The organism is Duganella sp., from assembly GCF_039595735.1.
Taxonomy (GTDB): domain Bacteria; phylum Pseudomonadota; class Gammaproteobacteria; order Burkholderiales; family Burkholderiaceae_D; genus Rugamonas.
On sequence record NZ_JBCNLB010000037.1, the window covers coordinates 1 to 17,286 of the forward strand.

The 17,286-nt window shown below is 63.5% G+C and carries 12 protein-coding genes; 2 read left to right on the top strand and 10 right to left on the bottom strand.

The features are described from left to right. The first annotated feature begins 378 nt into the window (after positions 1-378). Positions 379-2,340 (top strand): sigma-54-dependent Fis family transcriptional regulator, encoded by a 1,962-nt coding sequence (locus ABDW57_RS27725; protein WP_343733369.1) that lies wholly within the window; start codon positions 379-381, stop codon positions 2,338-2,340. Position 2,341: 1 nt separating this feature from the next. Here ABDW57_RS27725 and ABDW57_RS27730 read toward each other — a convergent pair whose 3' ends face one another. From ABDW57_RS27730 to ABDW57_RS27760, 7 genes are all read right to left on the bottom strand, one after another. After that, positions 2,342-3,322, bottom strand: a complete 981-nt coding sequence (locus ABDW57_RS27730) for an FAD:protein FMN transferase (RefSeq protein ID WP_343733370.1) — start codon at positions 3,320-3,322, stop codon at positions 2,342-2,344. After that, positions 3,319-5,403, bottom strand: coding sequence for a 4Fe-4S binding protein (locus ABDW57_RS27735; RefSeq protein WP_343733371.1), 2,085 nt, complete (start codon positions 5,401-5,403; stop codon positions 3,319-3,321). Before ABDW57_RS27735 ends, ABDW57_RS27730 begins: the two co-directional genes overlap by 4 nt. Before the next feature lie 14 nt (positions 5,404-5,417). Beyond that, positions 5,418-6,566, bottom strand: a complete 1,149-nt coding sequence (locus tag ABDW57_RS27740; RefSeq protein WP_343733372.1) for a porin — start codon at positions 6,564-6,566, stop codon at positions 5,418-5,420. A 68-nt stretch (positions 6,567-6,634) separates the two neighbouring features. Then, on the bottom strand, positions 6,635-8,377 hold the full coding sequence (locus ABDW57_RS27745) for a PQQ-dependent methanol/ethanol family dehydrogenase (protein WP_343733373.1): 1,743 nt from the start codon (positions 8,375-8,377) through the stop codon (positions 6,635-6,637). A gap of 39 nt (positions 8,378-8,416) precedes the next feature. Further along, positions 8,417-8,785, bottom strand: coding sequence for a DUF779 domain-containing protein (locus tag ABDW57_RS27750; RefSeq protein ID WP_343733374.1), 369 nt, complete (start codon positions 8,783-8,785; stop codon positions 8,417-8,419). Positions 8,786-8,787: 2 nt separating this feature from the next. Further along, the gene (gene adh, locus ABDW57_RS27755) at positions 8,788-10,308 is read right to left on the bottom strand and encodes an aldehyde dehydrogenase (RefSeq protein ID WP_343733375.1); all 1,521 of its coding nucleotides are present in this window, start codon (positions 10,306-10,308) and stop codon (positions 8,788-8,790) included. A 152-nt stretch (positions 10,309-10,460) separates the two neighbouring features. Next, a complete protein-coding gene (locus tag ABDW57_RS27760; protein ID WP_343733376.1) occupies positions 10,461-11,393 on the bottom strand; it encodes a beta-propeller fold lactonase family protein in 933 nt (310 codons plus the stop codon). 117 nt (positions 11,394-11,510) lie between these two features. Here ABDW57_RS27760 and ABDW57_RS27765 point away from each other — a divergent pair, with 117 nt between their 5' ends. Beyond that, positions 11,511-13,619 carry a TonB-dependent receptor gene (locus tag ABDW57_RS27765; RefSeq protein WP_343733377.1) on the top strand — a complete coding sequence of 703 codons (2,109 nt, stop codon included), beginning with the start codon at positions 11,511-11,513 and terminating at the stop codon, positions 13,617-13,619. Here ABDW57_RS27765 and ABDW57_RS27770 read toward each other — a convergent pair. From ABDW57_RS27770 to pedF, 3 genes are read right to left on the bottom strand one after another with little or no spacing between them, the layout of a single operon-like run. Further along, positions 13,616-15,730 carry a TonB-dependent receptor gene (locus tag ABDW57_RS27770; RefSeq protein WP_343733378.1) on the bottom strand — a complete coding sequence of 705 codons (2,115 nt, stop codon included), beginning with the start codon at positions 15,728-15,730 and terminating at the stop codon, positions 13,616-13,618. The genes ABDW57_RS27765 and ABDW57_RS27770 overlap by 4 nt on opposite strands. Beyond that, positions 15,727-16,557: a transporter substrate-binding domain-containing protein gene (locus tag ABDW57_RS27775; protein WP_343733379.1), complete on the bottom strand. Its 831-nt coding sequence runs from the start codon at positions 16,555-16,557 to the stop codon at positions 15,727-15,729. Before ABDW57_RS27775 ends, ABDW57_RS27770 begins: the two co-directional genes overlap by 4 nt. A 12-nt stretch (positions 16,558-16,569) precedes the next feature. Continuing rightward, the gene (gene pedF / locus ABDW57_RS27780; RefSeq protein ID WP_343733380.1) at positions 16,570-17,034 is read right to left on the bottom strand and encodes a cytochrome c-550 PedF; all 465 of its coding nucleotides are present in this window, start codon (positions 17,032-17,034) and stop codon (positions 16,570-16,572) included. Positions 17,035-17,286: the final 252 nt, after the last annotated feature.

Below are 17,286 nucleotides of genomic sequence, written 5' to 3' on the forward strand. Positions count from 1 at the left end.
CATTTAATGCTTTTTGTTGCAGCACCAAATGCCCACACTTATCGACTGTTAATTTTTAAAGATCGTTACTGCTTGCTGCGAAGCGTTTTGTTCATCAGCACAGAAGCGAGATTATGAAGCGTTTCGTCTATCTCGTCAACCCCTCGTTTCTTCATCGTTTCGCTTTGCAGCGTTGCGTTGTTTCGCGAGGGACCGAACTATAGCAAAGGCGCACCGCATTGCCAAGGCCTATTTTTCATTGGCACCGCAATTGCTTAAAACAAGATAGCAACAGCAGACAGCAGCGCTTTTGCTCAGTTCCTGCACAGGTGCTACATTATGGAACACCTTGCAGGCATAACAGAGCCGATAACGGCCGCCAGAGACACAGAGACGACTATGGAACATAAACTTGCTCCAGATTTGAACACCTCGCCTGCAAGCGGAGCCTGGGCAGACAACCTGCCCGACATCATCGAGACCTCGCACCAGCGTTCGCAGAAGTACGGCCTGTGCCCGCAGACCAGACCGGCATACGATCCGCTGGCCCGCCACGACCTCTCGCTGTTAATAGAACAGAACCGCCTGCTGCACACCCACGCCATCCCGGCGATGGAAACCTTGTACCAGCAAATCGTCAACACCCACAACATGGTGCTGCTGACCGACGCCAACGGCGTCATCGTGCACTCACTGGGCGACGACGACTTCCTGGAGAAAGCCAACCGCGTGGCGCTGAGTCCCGGCGTGGCCTGGTCCGAGCAAAAGCGCGGCACCAATGCCATCGCCTCGGCCATTATCGAAGGCGCGCCGGTGCTGGTGCATGCCGATCAACATTATCTGGCTGCCAACCACTTCCTGACCTGCTCGGCCGCGCCGATCTCCGACCACATGGGCAATGTGATCGGCGTGCTGGACGTGTCGGGCGACAGCCGCAGCTACCACCGCCACACCATGGCACTGGTGCGCATGTCGGCGCTGATGATCGAAAACCAGCTGTTTTCCGCCACCTTTGAGGACGCCATCACGATTCACTTCCACTCGCGTCCCGAGTTCATCGGCACGCTGATGGAGGGCATCGCCTCGTTCAACCCCGGCGGCCGCTTCCTGGCCGCCAACCGCAACGGCCTGTTCCAGCTGGGCCTGCCGTTCTCGGCGCTGCAGTCGCATACCTTCAGCTCGCTGTTCGGCCTGCCGCTGTCCGCGCTGTACGACCACTACAACACGGCGGCGCCTGGCCTGCTCAACCTGTGCATGCACAACGGCGTGCGGGTGTATGGCCGCGCGCAACTGCGCCTGGCCAACAGCGTGTTCCAGCAAGCGCTGCTACCGGGCCGCGCGCCGCCGGCCACGCCCGCTGTGGCGGCCAACCAGTCGGCGGCGCAGACACGCCGCCTGTCCGGCCTGCGCTATCTGCGCACCGGCGATCCGCAGCTGGAACTGGTGATCGAAAAAGTCACGCGCGTACTGGGCAAGGATATTCCCATCATGATCATGGGCGAAACCGGCACCGGCAAGGAGCTGCTGGCACAGGCCATCCACAACGATTCGCCGCGCAGCCAGCATCCCTTCGTGGCGGTCAACTGCGCCTCGATCCCGGAAACGCTGATCGAGTCCGAACTGTTCGGCTACGAGGACGGCGCCTTCACCGGCGCGCGCAAGAAAGGCGCGGCCGGCAAGATCCTGCAAGCCAACGGCGGCACGCTGTTCCTCGACGAGATTGGCGACATGCCATTCAGCCTGCAGGCACGTCTGCTGCGCGTGCTGCAGGAACGCATGGTGACGCCGCTTGGCAGCGACAAGTCGATCCCGGTGAATGTGGAACTGATTTGCGCCACCAATCACAATCTGCGCGAGCGCATCAGCCAGGGCCTGTTCCGCGAAGACCTGTACTATCGCTTGAACGGGCTGGTGGTGAAGCTGCCGCCGCTGCGCGAGCGCACCGACCTGGAAACCGTGGTCCGCAAGATCATCGCCACCGAATCCGCCGTCGGCCGTTATGACGTCGCACCCGAGTTGATGGCCATGTTCCACCGTCATCGCTGGCCGGGCAACTTCCGCCAGCTGACCAATCTGCTGCGCACCGCCATCGTCATGGCTGGCGACGAACCGGAAATCGCCCTGCGCCACATGCCGGACGACTTCCTCGACGATATCGGGGAGACCGCCACCGCAATCGCCGCGCCGCCCGCCATGGCCGACACTACGCGCATGATTGCCAGCGGCGCCAATCTCGAAGAGATGGAGCAGTCGGTCATCCTGCGCACGCTGGAAGCGCACGGCGGTAACGTGTCCGCCACGGCGCGTGCGCTGGGCGTCTCGCGCAACACCATCTATCGCAAAGTGCCGCATTTGAAATAGCTCACGCATGGCCGGGGAATCCGGCCGTGCGGCGGCTGCGGCCCTGTTTGTCGACCACCATCAGATCCACCGCCTGCAACTGTGCGGCCAGCGTCTGCGCGCGCACCCAGCCCATCACCATGAAGGCGGTGGACAAGCCGTCGGCCTCCATGGCGGTGGGCGCCACCACGGTCACGCTGGCCAGCTCTGTGGGCGAATCGCCGCTGGCGGGATCGAAGATGTGATGGTGCCGGAAGTCCGGCGTGAACGCGCATTCGTAATCGCCGGAGGTGGCCACGCTGCAGCCCTGTGCATTCAAGGTTGTCACCAGCGCATCGGGATGACGCGGATCGCGCACGCCCAGCACCCATGGCTGCCTTCCAGGCTTCTGTCCGCGCGCGGTGAATTCGCCGGTATCGAGCAGCGCGTGGCGCACGCCGTGCGCCTGCAACGCGGCCAGCGCCTGATCGGCCGCATAACCTTGCGCCAGGCCGTTCAGTGTCAACGCCATGCCGGGCCGCAGAAAGCGAACATGATCACCGTCGAAAGCCAGCTGCTTCCAGTCCACCAGCTTCCGCGCGCGACGCAGTTCCGCGTCTTCCGGCAGCTTGCCTTCGCGCGCAGCCTCCGTGTACAGCCGCCACAGGGGCTGGGTGGTGACATCGAACGCGCCGCCACTAATGTCCGACAGGTGCGTCGCCATGGTCAGCACTTCGATCAGCCGGCCGTCCGGCTTGCGCAGCACACCGTCGCGGTTCAACTGATGCACCTGGCTGGCGGGATGGTAAATGCTCATCAAGCTGTCCACCGCGCGCGCGGCCTGCAGCGCCTCCGCGATTGCGCGCTGGGCCAGCGCCGCATCCGCATGCGCCACCGAAATCGAAATAGTGGTGCCAAACGCCAGCGCTGCGCCGGTATGCAAGGGCTGTTGCCAGGAGTGCGCACATCCGGCCGCACCGGCTATCGCGCCGATGGCGCTGGTGATGAAGGTACGTCGTTTCATGCTCGGCTCCTGATCGGTATCACCACGTGCTTGCGGTCCGCGATGCGCAGCGCGCATTTCTGGTCGCTCTCATAAATCGCAACGCAATCCATGCACTGGAAGCATTCGTCATACGCCACCTTGCCGTCCGACGCGATGGCCTGATAGTCGCAGCGGTGGCGGCAGGTCTGGCATGGCGTTCCGCACTGCGCGTAGCGCGGGATCCAGTTCAGCATGCGCACCTTGCCCAGCAGCGCCAGCGCCGCACCGAAAGGACACAGATAGCGGCAGAAAAATTTGTACACCACGCCACTCACCAGCATTAAAGCGGCGGCGTAGGCCACATACGGCCAGCCACGTACAAAGCCCAGCGTGATCGCAGTCTTGAACGGCTCCAGCTCCACCAGCCGATTCGTCATCTGGCCGGGCAGGAAGACGCTGGCCACGATCGCCAGCAACAGTGCGTACTTGACACGCCTGAGCCACGCATGACGCACGCGCAGCTGCGGCACGCGCAGCCAGCGCGCCAGCTTGCCGATGAATTCCTGCAGCGCGCCGAAGGGACACAGCCAGCCGCAAAACGTGCCGCGGCCCCACAACAGCAGCGACAACAGCACAAAACCCCACAGTGCCACCGTCATCGGATCGAACAGCATGAAGGTCAGGCTGCGCCCCGCCATCAGCGCCTGCAACGCACCGGTGATATTGACGATGGAGAGCTGTCCCTGCGCGTAGTAGCCGATAAAGCCCACCGTGTAAGTCAGATAGACCCATCGGAACCAGGCCAGCCGCGCACTGCTGGCGACCAGCCGCTTCTGCATCCACAGCGCGGCACCCAGTACCAGCAAGCCCGCCGCCAGCGCGGACAGCTCCCAGCGCCGCTGCCGCCAGACGGACGGCCACGATCTGGCGTCAGCTTCCGGTGCGATCAGCAGTTCCGCCGGCAGCTGGTAACGCAAGCCCAGTTCGCGCGTGATGCGCTCCGGGTAGACGATGCCCTTGCTGCGCGTGACCGGCAGCACGATATCCAGCGGCGCTCCCGGATCGAGACCGGCCTGGCTGGTGATGCGGAACAGCGTCACGTTCGGCGTCTCCAGCGGCACCGTCAACTTCAGTTCCAGGTCCAGATCGCGCATCTCGATCGGCAGCTTGTCCTGCCGCAGCAGGACGCGGTCCGGCACACTGCCACGCACGAAATCTTCGCCGGTAAGGCTATAACGGCCGGCCGTCATCACCATCAACGCATGCTCGCCCGGCTCCAGCCGCGATTGCAGCTTGCGCCATCCCGCCTCGGTCAGCAAATTGCGCCCCACCGTCGGCACCGACGCCATGGCCAGATACAGCTCGATGAAAGTGTCGTCCGGCCGCGTGCGTGCTTCCGCATCGAGGCCGGCGCCGTCGCTGCCCTTGAACAGCTGTTCCACGTCGCGATTGCTTACCCGCAGGCGCTGCACCAGTCCGCGGCGCAGCAGTTGACCCAGATCGAGCGGCTGAAAGATATCCTCCCGCACCAGCGCAATCTGGCCGGGATCGCGCCCGGCGCCATAACCAAGCCGCGCACGCGCCACCTTGAGCGCCGCCGCCAGCACGCTTTGATTGATGATGCGCACCGAGGCCGTGGCCTTGGCCACACCATCAATATGCACACGGCCAGCGCCACCGATGCTGATATTCTGCTTGAGCGACAGGCCGCGATACTGCTGGACGAACTGCCGCAGCGGCCCCTCGCCCAGCCCTTCCAGGAACACCGGCTCGTGGTGCGACAACACTTCCACATCCGTGAACACGCCTTGCGCGTCCATCGCCACCAACAGATTCAGGGGCACGCCGGCAAAACCGGGAATCGGCGCCAGGTCGGCCGACTCGAACACATAGCCGGCCAGCTCCACCACCGTGGCATTCTGTTTGAACAGCGGCCACACCGGCAGTTCGGCATCGCGCTCGCCCACCATCAACGGCGCCGGGAAACGCTGCGCCACGTCGGCGCGCGTCAGCCCGCCCGCCTGTACCGGCGCCGCGCCGAGCAGCAGCGCCAGCACGCCAGCCAGCATGCACAGCATGCAGACCAGCGCGCGGCGCCATGCCGCGTTCCTGCGATGCAAACGCGCGTTCATCGTCAGAAGAAGATGATGCCGCCCAACGAGGCGCCGTTCATCTTGCCCTCGCCGCCGGCGAAGCCCTTGGAGCGGGTCTGGCCGATTTCGCCCACCAGTGTGATCGCGCTGGTCATCTGGTAGTACAGACCGAGCGTCAGATTGGCATTGGATTTCAGCCCGCCGGTGCCGGCGGTGTTGTCGTCATTGCGGCTGATGCCGTAGCTGATGCCTAGCTTCACCTTGTCCGCCGGCTTGTAGGTCGCCTGCGCGAACCACGCCTTGGACTTGGTATCGCCCTGATCGGCATCCGACAGGATGCCCAATCCTTTACCGCCCTGGAAGTTGGCCAGCACGCCAAACGCGTCCTGGGTGTACGAGGCACCCAGCTCGACGCCGGACATGGTGAAGTCGCGCACGCCCGGCGCGGTCGCTTCAAACTTCTGCGTCTTCGCGCCCAGCCAGCCCTTGAAGCCATTGGCCGCGTAGCTCAACTGCGCCTGCACCTGCGCACTGGTTTTGGTGGAATACACCGGCGCAGTCAGCAGCGGCGTATCCGTCACCGGGCTGACCAGCGCCACATCGAAGCCCACGCCGGATGCCGACTTCGGCGCGCTGTAAGCGATCTGGCCGTAGTAGCCCACATAGCTGTAGCCCGCGCCAATATGGCCCAACGTGACGCGGCCGCGTTGCGTGGCCTGCACCGGCGCGCCGGCGCCGATCAGCGTCATGTCGGCAAAGATGGGCGTGGCGCCGAAGATGCCGTTATCGCGGCCAATCTTGATCGTGCCGATATCCGCGTTCCCGAAGGTGAAGTAAGCCTGGCGCACATCGACGCCGCTGTTGGCGGCAATGGCGCTGTCGGTGGCGGTGGCGTTGTAAATGCCGATCAGCGCCTTCACATCAAATTCACCCTGGCGCGACGAGGCCGACGTCACCAGGCCATTCGGCAGCAAGCCATTGCCGATGGTGGTGCGGTTATCCTGGCCGCCGCAACCCAGGCCCTTGCCGCCCAGCGCCAGCCCACCTACCGCATCGCCGCTGCACGACACCTGCGTGTAGTAAGCGTTGACGATACCGCCCAGCGATACGTTCCATTCGCCGGCCTTGAAATCCACCGCTTGCGCGCTTGCGGCCATCCCGATTGCGCCCAGCATCAACATCTTTTTCATTTTCGTCTCCCTTATAGTTTTTAAAAAAAGGGCGGCCGTAGCCGCCCAAAAGACACATCAACCAAAAATCATTTGGACGCCAGCTTGAATACCCACACCGAGCCGCCCTGCTCCAGGAAGTTCACCTTCTTGGCCACGTCGCCGCCCCACAACGGCACCGCGCCGCCCCAGCCGGAGACCACCGCCACGTACTGCGTATCACCGTCCTGCCACGTCACCGGCGGCGCCACCACGCCGGAACCGGTCTGGAACTTCCACAGCTCCTTGCCGCTCTTTGCATCCAGCGCTTTCAGGTAGCCCTCCGGCGTGCCGTAGAACACTAGGCCGCCGGCGGTGGTCATCACACCGCCCCACAGCGGCGCGTTGTTCTTCACTTCCCATACGATCTTTCCGGACTTGGGATCGACCGCACGCAATGCGCCGATATAGTCATCGTTCAGCGGTTTGATGGTGAAGCCCGCGCCCAGATAGGCACCGCCCTTCTTGTAGCTGATCGGCTCATTCCAGATGTCCATGCCCCACTCGTTGGCTGGCACGTAGAAGTAGCCGGTCTGCTGGCTGTAGGCCATCGGCATCTGGTTCTTCGCCCCCAGGAAGGCCGGCGCCGCGAATACCGTGCTGCCCTTCTTGCCTTCCTCGCCCTTGGTCGGATCACCCGGGCGATTGGCGGGAATGAAGTTCGGGCGGCCGGTTTTCAGATCGATGCCGGAAGCCCAGGTAATCTTGCGCACGAACGGGAAAGCGTTTTGCAGCTTGCCGTTGTTCGCGTCGATCACGTAAAAGAAGCCGTTGCGGTCAGCCTTGCCGCCGTAACGCTTGCCATTCATGTCAAAGGTGACGAATTCGTTGGCGCCGTCGAAGTCCCACGAATCGTTCGGCGTGTTCTGGTAGGACCATTTGATCTGGCCCGTCTTCACATCCAGCGCCACGGTGGACGAGGAATACAGATTGTCGCCAGGCCGCAGGTGGCTGTTCCACGGCGCCGGATTGCCGGTGCCGAAGTAGGCCAGGCCCGTCTTCGGATCATAGGTGCCGCCCATCCAGGTCGAGGCGCCGCCGGTCTTCCACAAATCGCCCGGCCAGCTCTTGTTGGTGGTGCCGGAGATGCCGTTGTCGATCGGGTTGCCATCCTTGTCATAGCGGTGGCCCATATGGCCTTCCACCGTAGGACGGCTCCACACCAGATCTCCGGTCATCGGATTGCGCGCTTCGACCCGTCCGACGATGCCAAACTCGCCGCCCGAGACACCGGTCAGCAGCAGCCCATCCGCAATCAGCGGCGCGGCCGTCATCGAATAGCCGGCGGCGTAATCGTCGACCTTCTCCTTCCACACCACCTTGCCGGTCTCCTGGTCCAGCGCCACCAGCTGCGCATCCAGCGTGCCAAAGATGACCAGATTGCCGTACAAGGCAGCGCCGCGATTGACCACATCGCAGCACGGCATGATGCCGTCCGGGAGGCGGTGTTCATACTTCCACAGCTTGTTGCCGGTCTTGAGGTCTATCGCAAAGATGCGCGAGTACGAAGCCGTCACGAACATCTTGCCCTTGTAGATCAGCGGCTGCGACTCCTGGCCGCGCTGCTTCTCGCCGCCAAACGAAAACGACCACGCCGGCACCAGCTTGCTGACGTTTTTGGTATTCACCTGCGCCAGCGTCGAGTAGCGCTGCCCTTCGGTGCCGAAGCCGAACGACAGCACGCTGTCGGTGCTGCTGGCGGCATTCTTCAACATGGCGGTGGTGACGTCGGCCGCCTGTGCCAGCGACAGGACCGCAGCCCCCACCAGCGTTACGACAATTTTCTTCTGCACGATGATCTCCTGTTTATTATGGTTTTACGTACTGTGTGTTCAAGTTGGCTGCAGTGCCGCCAGTTCCTCATCGCTGAACAGGCGCGATCGGGTCAGGAAGCGCACGCCGCTGCCGTTATCGAGCGAGAACATGCCGCCGTTCCCCTGAACCACGTCGATAATCAGCTGCGTGTGCTCCCAGTACTCGAACTGCTCGCGCCCCATGTAGAACGGCGTGCCCTCCAGGTTGCCGAGATAGACATCGGTTTCGCTGACGTCGAACTCCCCCGCCGGGAAGCACATCGGCGCGCTGCCGTCGCAACAGCCGCCGGACTGGAAGAACATCAGCGGTCCATAAAGCTTGCGCAGCCGCGCCAGCAGCGCGAGGGCTGCCGGTGTGGCGGTGACGCGGGCGATGAGGGTGGCCATGATCAGAAGAAGCCCAGCGCGTTCGGGCTATAGCTGACCAGCAGGTTCTTGGTTTGCTGGTAGTGATCCAGCATCATCTTGTGGTTTTCGCGGCCGATGCCCGACTGCTTGTAGCCGCCGAACGCGGCATGGGCCGGATACAGGTGGTAGCAGTTGGTCCATACGCGGCCGGCCTGGATGGCGCGGCCGACGCGGAAGGCGCGCGCACCGTCGCGCGTCCACAGGCCGGCGCCCAGGCCATACAGCGTGTCGTTGGCGATGCGCAGCGCGTCCGCTTCATCCTTGAAGGTGGTAACCGACACCACCGGGCCAAAGATCTCTTCCTGGAAGATGCGCATGCTGTTGTCGCCCTTGAAAACGGTCGGACGCACGTAATAGCCTTCCTTCATATCGCCGCCCTGCACATTGCGCTCGCCGCCGGCCAGCACCTGCGCGCCTTCCTGCTTGCCGATGTCGATGTAGGACAGGATTTTCTCCAGCTGCTCCTGCGAGGCCTGGGCGCCGATCATGGTGTTCGGATCCAGCGGGCTGCCTTGTTTGATTTTGGCCACGCGCTCCAGCGCGCGGGCTATGAACTTCTCGTAGATCGATTCCTGAACCAGCACGCGCGACGGGCAAGTGCAGACTTCACCCTGATTCAGCGCGAACATGGTGAAGCCTTCCAGGCACTTGTCGAAGAAGTCATCATCGGCGTCCATCACATCTTCAAAGAAGATGTTGGGCGATTTGCCGCCCAGTTCCAGCGTCACCGGAATCAGGTTCTGCGCCGCATAGCCCATGATCAAACGGCCGGTGCCGGTTTCACCGGTGAAGGCAATTTTGGCGATGCGCTTGCTCGACGCCAGCGGCTTGCCCGCTTCCAGGCCAAAGCCATTGACCACATTGATGACGCCCGGCGGCAGCAGGTCGGCAACCAGTTCCAGCAGCACCATGATGGATGCAGGCGTTTGCTCGGCCGGCTTGAGCACCACGCAGTTGCCGGCGGCCAGCGCCGGCGCCAGCTTCCACACCGCCATCAGGATAGGGAAGTTCCATGGAATGATCTGGCCGACCACGCCCAGCGGCTCATGGAAGTGATAGGCGTAGGTGGCGGCGTCGATCTGCGCGATCGAACCTTCCTGCGTGCGCACGCAGGCGGCAAAGTAGCGGAAATGATCGATCGCCAGCGGAATGTCGGCCGCCAGGGTTTCACGAATCGGCTTGCCGTTGTCGATGGTTTCGGCGGTGGCGATCAGCTGCAGATTGGCTTCCATGCGGTCGGCAATCTTGTTCAGGATGCCGGCGCGTTCGGCGGGAGAGGTCTTGCCCCATGCGGCCTTGGCGGCATGCGCGGCGTCCAGCGCCAGTTCCACATCTTCGGCGGTGGAACGCGCGATTTCGCAGAAGACCTGACCCGTGATCGGCGTAACGTTGGCGAAGTACTCGCCCTTGACCGGCGCGACGAATTTGCCGCCGATGTAGTTGTCGTAGCGTTGTTTGAACGGATTGGCTACGCCCAGTTTGCTGATGTCTGCAAGATTCATGTCGTCCTCTTTCTGCTTTGGTTGGGAGGCCGCTGATTGCGGCTGCGGATACTGCGCCCTCTCCTTTTCGCAAACGCCGTGCCAGCATGCGTGCCCTGCGAAACGGCCCTGATGCGGTGTCACACTGTTCAGCTTTGGAACAGGTGTGTCGCTCAACGGATCACCACACCCCAGGGCAGTTCGCGCACGGCGATATCGGCCAGGCGCGTCGCCCCGGCGGTGTCGATGACGGAGACGCTGTTGGAACGGCCATTGGCCACATACAGGCGCGCGCCGTCCGGCGTCAGCGCCATATTCCACGGCCGCTTGCCGACCGCGATGGTGGCGCGCACGGTATTGGCGGCGGTGTCGATCACCATCACGCTGCCATCGATGCCATTGGAGACGTAGACCTCGCGCCCGTCCGGATGCACGGCAATGCCATTGGCGTTACGCCCGGCGGGAATGCGGGCGATGGCGGCGCGGCTGGCCATGTCCACCACATACACCGCGTTGGCCAGTTCGCAGGCCACGTAAGCACGCGCGCCATCCGGGCTGAATCCCATGCCGCGCGGCCGCAGGCCCACCGCCACGGAGCCGGTCTGGCGCCGCGCTTCGACGTCGATCACATCCACCTGCTCCGCCTCCTCGGCGCTGACCAGCAGCCAGCGCCCATCGGGACTGAACACCGCATGCTCGGGATTCTTGCCCTGCACCGGGATATCGGCCAGCAGCTGGCCACTGCTTGCATCGACCAGCGCCACGCTATTGCTCTCCTCAACCGCCACCGCCACATAGCGGCCGTCGGCCGAGGCGCTCACACCCTCCGGTGACTTGCCCAGCGGGATGCGGCGCGCGGTGGCGCCACTGGCGGTGTCGATCATCAGCAAGGCGCTGCCGGCGGCATCCGCGACATACAGCCGCGTGCCGGAAGGATCAGCCGCCACGCCGCGCGGCCGCTGGCCGGCCGCAAACTCGCGCAGCACAGCGCTGCTGGCGGTATCGATCACGCTGATGCTGCCGGACTTCTCATTCGGCACATAGGCCAGCGGCGCGGCAAAGACTGGACCGCACAGCGCGGCCAGCAACAGGCAAATTCGCTTCATGGTGTCACCTCCCGGAACAAATAGACGAGGAGGTGCAATCAACGTGCCACCACAAAATCCGGATGGCAGGTATATTGCTTACCGGTCTGGCATAAGACCAACCAGCACGGAGACAACATGAAACACTTATTTCGACTGAATGCGGTAGCCGCCCTGTGCGCAGCCGGCAGCGCCATGGCTGCCGAGGAGGCTAGCGTCCCGCAAGACACGGTGGTGATCAGCGCCACCCGCGTCGGCCACACCATCTTCGACATGCCGGCGGCGATCGACGTCATCGACGCAGCACGCATCACCGAAACCCAGCCGCGCGTCAACGCCAGCGAAGCCCTGGCCGCCGTGCCCGGACTGGTGGCGGCCAACCGCCAGAACTACGCGCAGGATCTGCAGATATCCTCGCGCGGCTTCGGTGCCCGCTCGGCTTTTGGCGTACGCGGCGTGAAGCTGATCACGGACGGCATCCCGGCCAGCATGCCGGACGGCCAGGGGCAGGCGGCAACCTTCAATCTGGATATGGCAGAGCGCATCGAAGTGTTGCGCGGGCCGTTCTCCGCCATCTACGGCAACCATTCGGGCGGCGTGGTTCAACTGTTCACGCGTGAAGGCGATGGGGCGCCATCGATTGAGACCTCGCTGTCGGCCGGCAGCTACGGCAGCCGCAAGGCAGACCTCAACGCACAGGGCAAACTGGGGAATGTCGGCTACGTCATCGACGGCTCACGTTTTGAGACCGACGGCTACCGCGCCCACAGCGCCGCCACCCGCGACCAGGCGTATGCCAAACTGACGCTGGCGCCATTGGCCGATGCAAAACTGAACATCGTCGCCAACGCCCTGCGCCAGAACGACACGCAGGACCCGCTGGGCGTCACCTGGGCCACATGGCAGCGCGATCCGCGCGCCGGTGAAACCGATAGCACAGACACGCAAACGCCCAAACGCACGCTGGCCGACCGCTACAACACCCGCAAGAGCATCGACCACCAGCAGATCGGCGCCAGCTGGGAACAACGGTTTGGCGACGACAAACTGCGCGCCACCGCCTACGGCGGCAACCGCAGCGTGATTCAGTACCAGGCATTCTCCAAAGCCTTCCAGGCACCGCCCACGCATTCCGGCGGCGTGGTGGACTTCGACCGCGATTTCTACGGCATCGATGTCAACTGGCTGCACGTCGCGGCGCTGGCCGGCGGCCGCCTGAGCACCACCATCGGCATCGAGTACGGCCGCTCCAGCGATGCGCGCAAAGGCTACGAAAACTTCATCGGTACGCAGTTCGGCGTCAAGGGCGCGCTGCGGCGCGACGAGGACGACAAGGTCACCAACACCGATCCCTACCTGCAGACGGAATGGCAATCCGGTCCCTGGTTGCTGAGCGCTGGCCTGCGCCACAGCAGCGTGATGTTTTCGGTGGACGATCACTTCCTCGGCAATGGCAATGACAGCGGCAGCCTGTCGTACAGCCGCACCACACCGGTGGCAGGCGTGATGTACCAGCTCTCGCCGGTGCTGCACGCCTATGCCAGCGCCGCGCGCGGTTTCGAGACGCCGACGCTGAATGAGCTGTTCTACTCCGGCACCGGCGGCGGCTTCAATTTCCGCCTGCAGCCGGCCACCAGCACGCATCTGGAAGCGGGCGTCAAAGCACGTCCAGCCGAAGGCACCTCGCTCAACGCCGCCGTGTTTGAAGTGCGCACACGCGACGAACTGGTGGTGGACGCCAGCAGCGGCGGCCGCACCAGCTACCGTAACGCCGGCCGCACGCTGCGTCAGGGCCTGGAGCTGTCGCTGGACAGCAGCCTCGGATACGGCCTGAGTACGCGTGTCGCCGTCACCAGCCTGCGCGCGGTGTACGACTCAGCCTTCGGCGCCGTGCTGAAAGGCAGCCGCCTGCCGGGCATCCCCAACGCCAACGCCTACGGCGAACTGGCATGGCGGGCGGCAGAAGGCCGCTACGGCGCCGCCCTGGAAGCGCTGGCCAGCAGCAAGATCTACGCGGAAGACGCCAATGCCGACCAGGCGGCGCCGGGCTACGGCGTGCTCAATGCACGCGTCCACGCCAGCCAGCAGTGGCAAGGCTGGCGATTCAAGCAGTTCCTGCGTTTGAATAATCTGCTGGACAAGCACTATATTGGCTCGGTGATCGTGGGCGACACCAACAAGCGCTATTACGAAGCGGCGCCGGGCCGCAACTGGATACTGGGCGCCAGCGCCCAGTATCAGTTCTAGAAGCGGAAGCGCAGGCCGGCCGCCACCGAGCGTGGCGCGCCGGGAGCGACAAAGCGCGACTGCTGCGGCTCGTTACCGGCGAACATATTGACGCCCACCGCACCAAAGCTGGCGTAGCGGCGATTGGCGGCATTGTTCACCCGCGCATACCACTCCCACTTCGGCGCTGGCCGGTAGCTGGCGCGCAGGCCGAGCAAGGCGTAGCCAGCCACACTGCTTTCACCGCCGGCCAGTCCGTCCTCATTGCCCTGCACGACCAGGCTGGAGACAGCGCTGACATCCGCTCCCAGCGTGAGTTGCGGCGCAGGGTTCCAGTCCAGGCCCAGCTTGAGCGTATTGCGCGGCAGGCCAGCGATGCGCGTGCCCGGCTTCACATGCACATCGCGCACGCCGGTGAACAAACTCCCCTCCACGTCATACACCGCATCGAGATAGCTGTAGCTGATGCGGGCAGCCCAATCGCCCCAACGCTGATTCCAGCCCAGGTCCACGCCCTGATGGCGCGTGCGGTCGAAATTGGCGAAGTAGCCATGCTGTGCCACGCCCGCGCTGCGGAACAGAATATCGTCACGATTCACCGTGCGATACAGCGAGACCGACATCATCGCATTGCGCACGCCCGCCTCCACGGTACGCGACACCACCTGCTTCAGATACGGGTCGGACTGCAAACCAACTGGCAAACGGCACGGCTGTTCAGGATCGGCACAGCCCAGCTCAATCACCGTCGGTACGCGATTACTCTGCGACAGATTGGCAAACACCGTCCAGCCGCCCGCAGCCCGGTGCGCAATGCCCAGCGAAGGATTCAGTCGCCGGTAACTGAAGCGCTCCGCATCACTGGGCGGCAACTGGTTGCTGACCTGCGCGTGATTGTAGCGAGCCGATAGCGTCAGCCAGGTGTCAGCGTCCAGCGCCCAGGTGTCGGCCGCGTAGACGCTGGCCGCGCGCGACCGGCCGCTGACCGAGGCGCCGGTTTCGATCTCTTCATCCGCATCCGTCACCACCGTGCGGTCCGGTGCAAACCACGCCTCCTGCTCGAACTGCGCGAAGTGCACACTGGAGCGATCGAAGCTCACACCTGCGGTCAGCTGATGGGCGCCAGCGTCCATGCTCAGATGCAGATTGCCGCCCTGGCTGGACTGGCGTGTCTGCGTGGTGTTCCAGGTTGCCGGATGTTCGTCCTCGTCTTCATTGACATCGCCGTTGACGGTGTTGCGACGGCTGGTGCGCGCATACGCCATCGCCGTCAGCTCGGTGTATTCATCGAATCGATGAATCACGTTGAACACCAGCTGCCGCAGGCGATTGCGAGTTTCGTCCGGCGACGTGTAGACCGCGCGCTGGTTGTCAGCATACAGCTCGTCCGGCAGCAATCCATTGCCGATCAGGCGACTGCGCCCGGCCAGCAAGGCGACGCTCCACTGGTTGTCGCCGGCGGCGCCGTCCAGCTTCGCATACAGATTACCGAGATGGCCATCCGAGCGCTCGCGCCAGCCGCGATCGGAAAAGCCGGTGCCGGCGACAAACGCATGCCACTGTTGGCCGCTGTCGTAGCCGTAAGCGAAATCAGTACGGCGCTGACCATTGCTGGCTGCTGATATGCCGGCCTCCACACCGGCATGATTGCGGCCGGACTTGGTAGTCAGCGCCAGCGCACCACCCAGCGTATTCAGTCCGAACAGCGGATTCGAACCAGGCGTCAGCAGCACATTGGCAATCGCCGCTTCCGGCAGCATGTCCCAGTTGACCACATCACCAAACGGTTCGTTCACCCGCACGCCATCCAGATACACCGAGATCCCCTGCGAGGAACCCAGCACCGGCGAAGCGCGAAAGCCGCGGAAAGTCAGGTCATTCTGGAACGGACTGCCGGAGATTTCATTGGCATTCACGCCAGCCAGCGAGCGCGCCATGAACTCGGCGGCATTCTGCCCCGCGCCCAGCCCCATCGCCGCCGCGCTGGCAGTCTGCACCTGATACGGCAGGCGGTCACGATCAATCCCCAAGCCAGGCAAAGGTGCGACGCCAACCACGTCAACCGACAGCGCCGCGTCAGCAGCCAGCGCACCACGCCATGCCAGCAGCACGGCGTACGCAAGGCGCTTCATGGCAACTGCTCGTGCACACCGTGGCGCGCAAAGATGGCCTGCAGCTCGCCGCTGGCCTTCATCTCATTGACAGCGGCCTGCAGCAGACGCGCCATATCCTGATCCTCCTTGCGCACCGCCATGCCGACCGCCCAACCGGCGCGCGGCAAACGCTGGAAAGCCACTTCATTCAACGGGAATGCGGGATCGTCGCGGAACACCGATTCGATCTCCGAGCGATTGGCCAGCACCGCATCCAGCTGGCCGGCCTTCAACTGTGCCAGCGCTTCAGCAGCTGTATCAAAAATGCGCACCTGATCGCGGAAGCGGCCATTGCCTTCGCCCAGCAGCACCATGCCGGCAATCGACACCTTCTCCACGCCGATGGTTTTGCCGGCCAGCGCATCGATGCCATCAAACGCCGGCATGCTGCGCGCGCTGCGCACCAGCCGCACCGTCTCGACGTGATACGGTGCGAAGATCGACACCTTGGGACTCTCGTTCATCAGCAGTGGTTCCACCGGCACATGCAGCATCACGTCGGCCGGACCGTAGCCAAGGTAGTGTCCTTTCCACACCATGTTGCGCAGATCGTCGCTCAGGTTTTCGCCCGCAGGGAAAGGCAGCAAACTGAGTTTGAGACCCAGCTTTTCAGCCAGCGCCTTGGCCAGGTCGACATCGATGCCGCTGCTGCGATCAGAGAACGGCGCAAACTGATCGTAGACCGCGACCTTCAAATGACCGGACTGACGAATCTTGTCCCAGTCCGCACTGGCCGGCGTCGAGGCGCACAGCAGCGCCGCGCCGGCCGCCAGCAGCGCGGCGGCGCGCATACGAAAGACGGGCATGGCGGCCTCCGATTATTTGCTGGCGTCGCGACGGGCTTCCAGGTAGGTCTTGATGGCCCACATGGCTTCCTGGTTGAACACGCCTTCAAAGGGCGGCATGTACACCGCGCCGTTACGCACCTTGCCGTGACGGATGGAGGCCAGGTAGTAAGCGTCGGTGTCCTTGTAGCAGGCCTTCTTCTTGTTCTCGTTCTTGACGTCGACGCAGTCGCGATCAAGCAGACGCAGGTCGGGCGCGATGCCGCCAGTGACGGCTTCCAGGCCGTGACAGCGCGCGCAGTTCTGGTTGTACGCGGACGAGCCGATCTTCAACGCCAGCTTGTTGCCGCGGTAGGGATTCTGCTCCTGCCACTTGTCGCCCAGTGGCGGCAAGCCGGTGGTATCGACGCCCTGCGGCGTGACGTTACCGTGGGCGTAAGCGTAGATGGACACCGTGGCGATGACGGCGGCCGCGAGGATGCGGATGGAATGCTGCATGGTTGTCTCCTGACTGGTTTTAAAAAGTTATGCAGTCATTGAGCAAACGCCATGCCACGCGTTTTACGCCTGAAAAAGCACAGATGCTGTTCAAATCTGGAACAGGTGTGACAAACGGACGCGTAAACGCAAAAAAGCCCCGCCGGATTTTATCCTGACGGGGCTTTTTCTAAATAACTAGCTTGACGATAACCTACTTTCACACTGGTTGCAGCACTATCATCGGCGTAGAGTCGTTTCACGGTCCTGTTC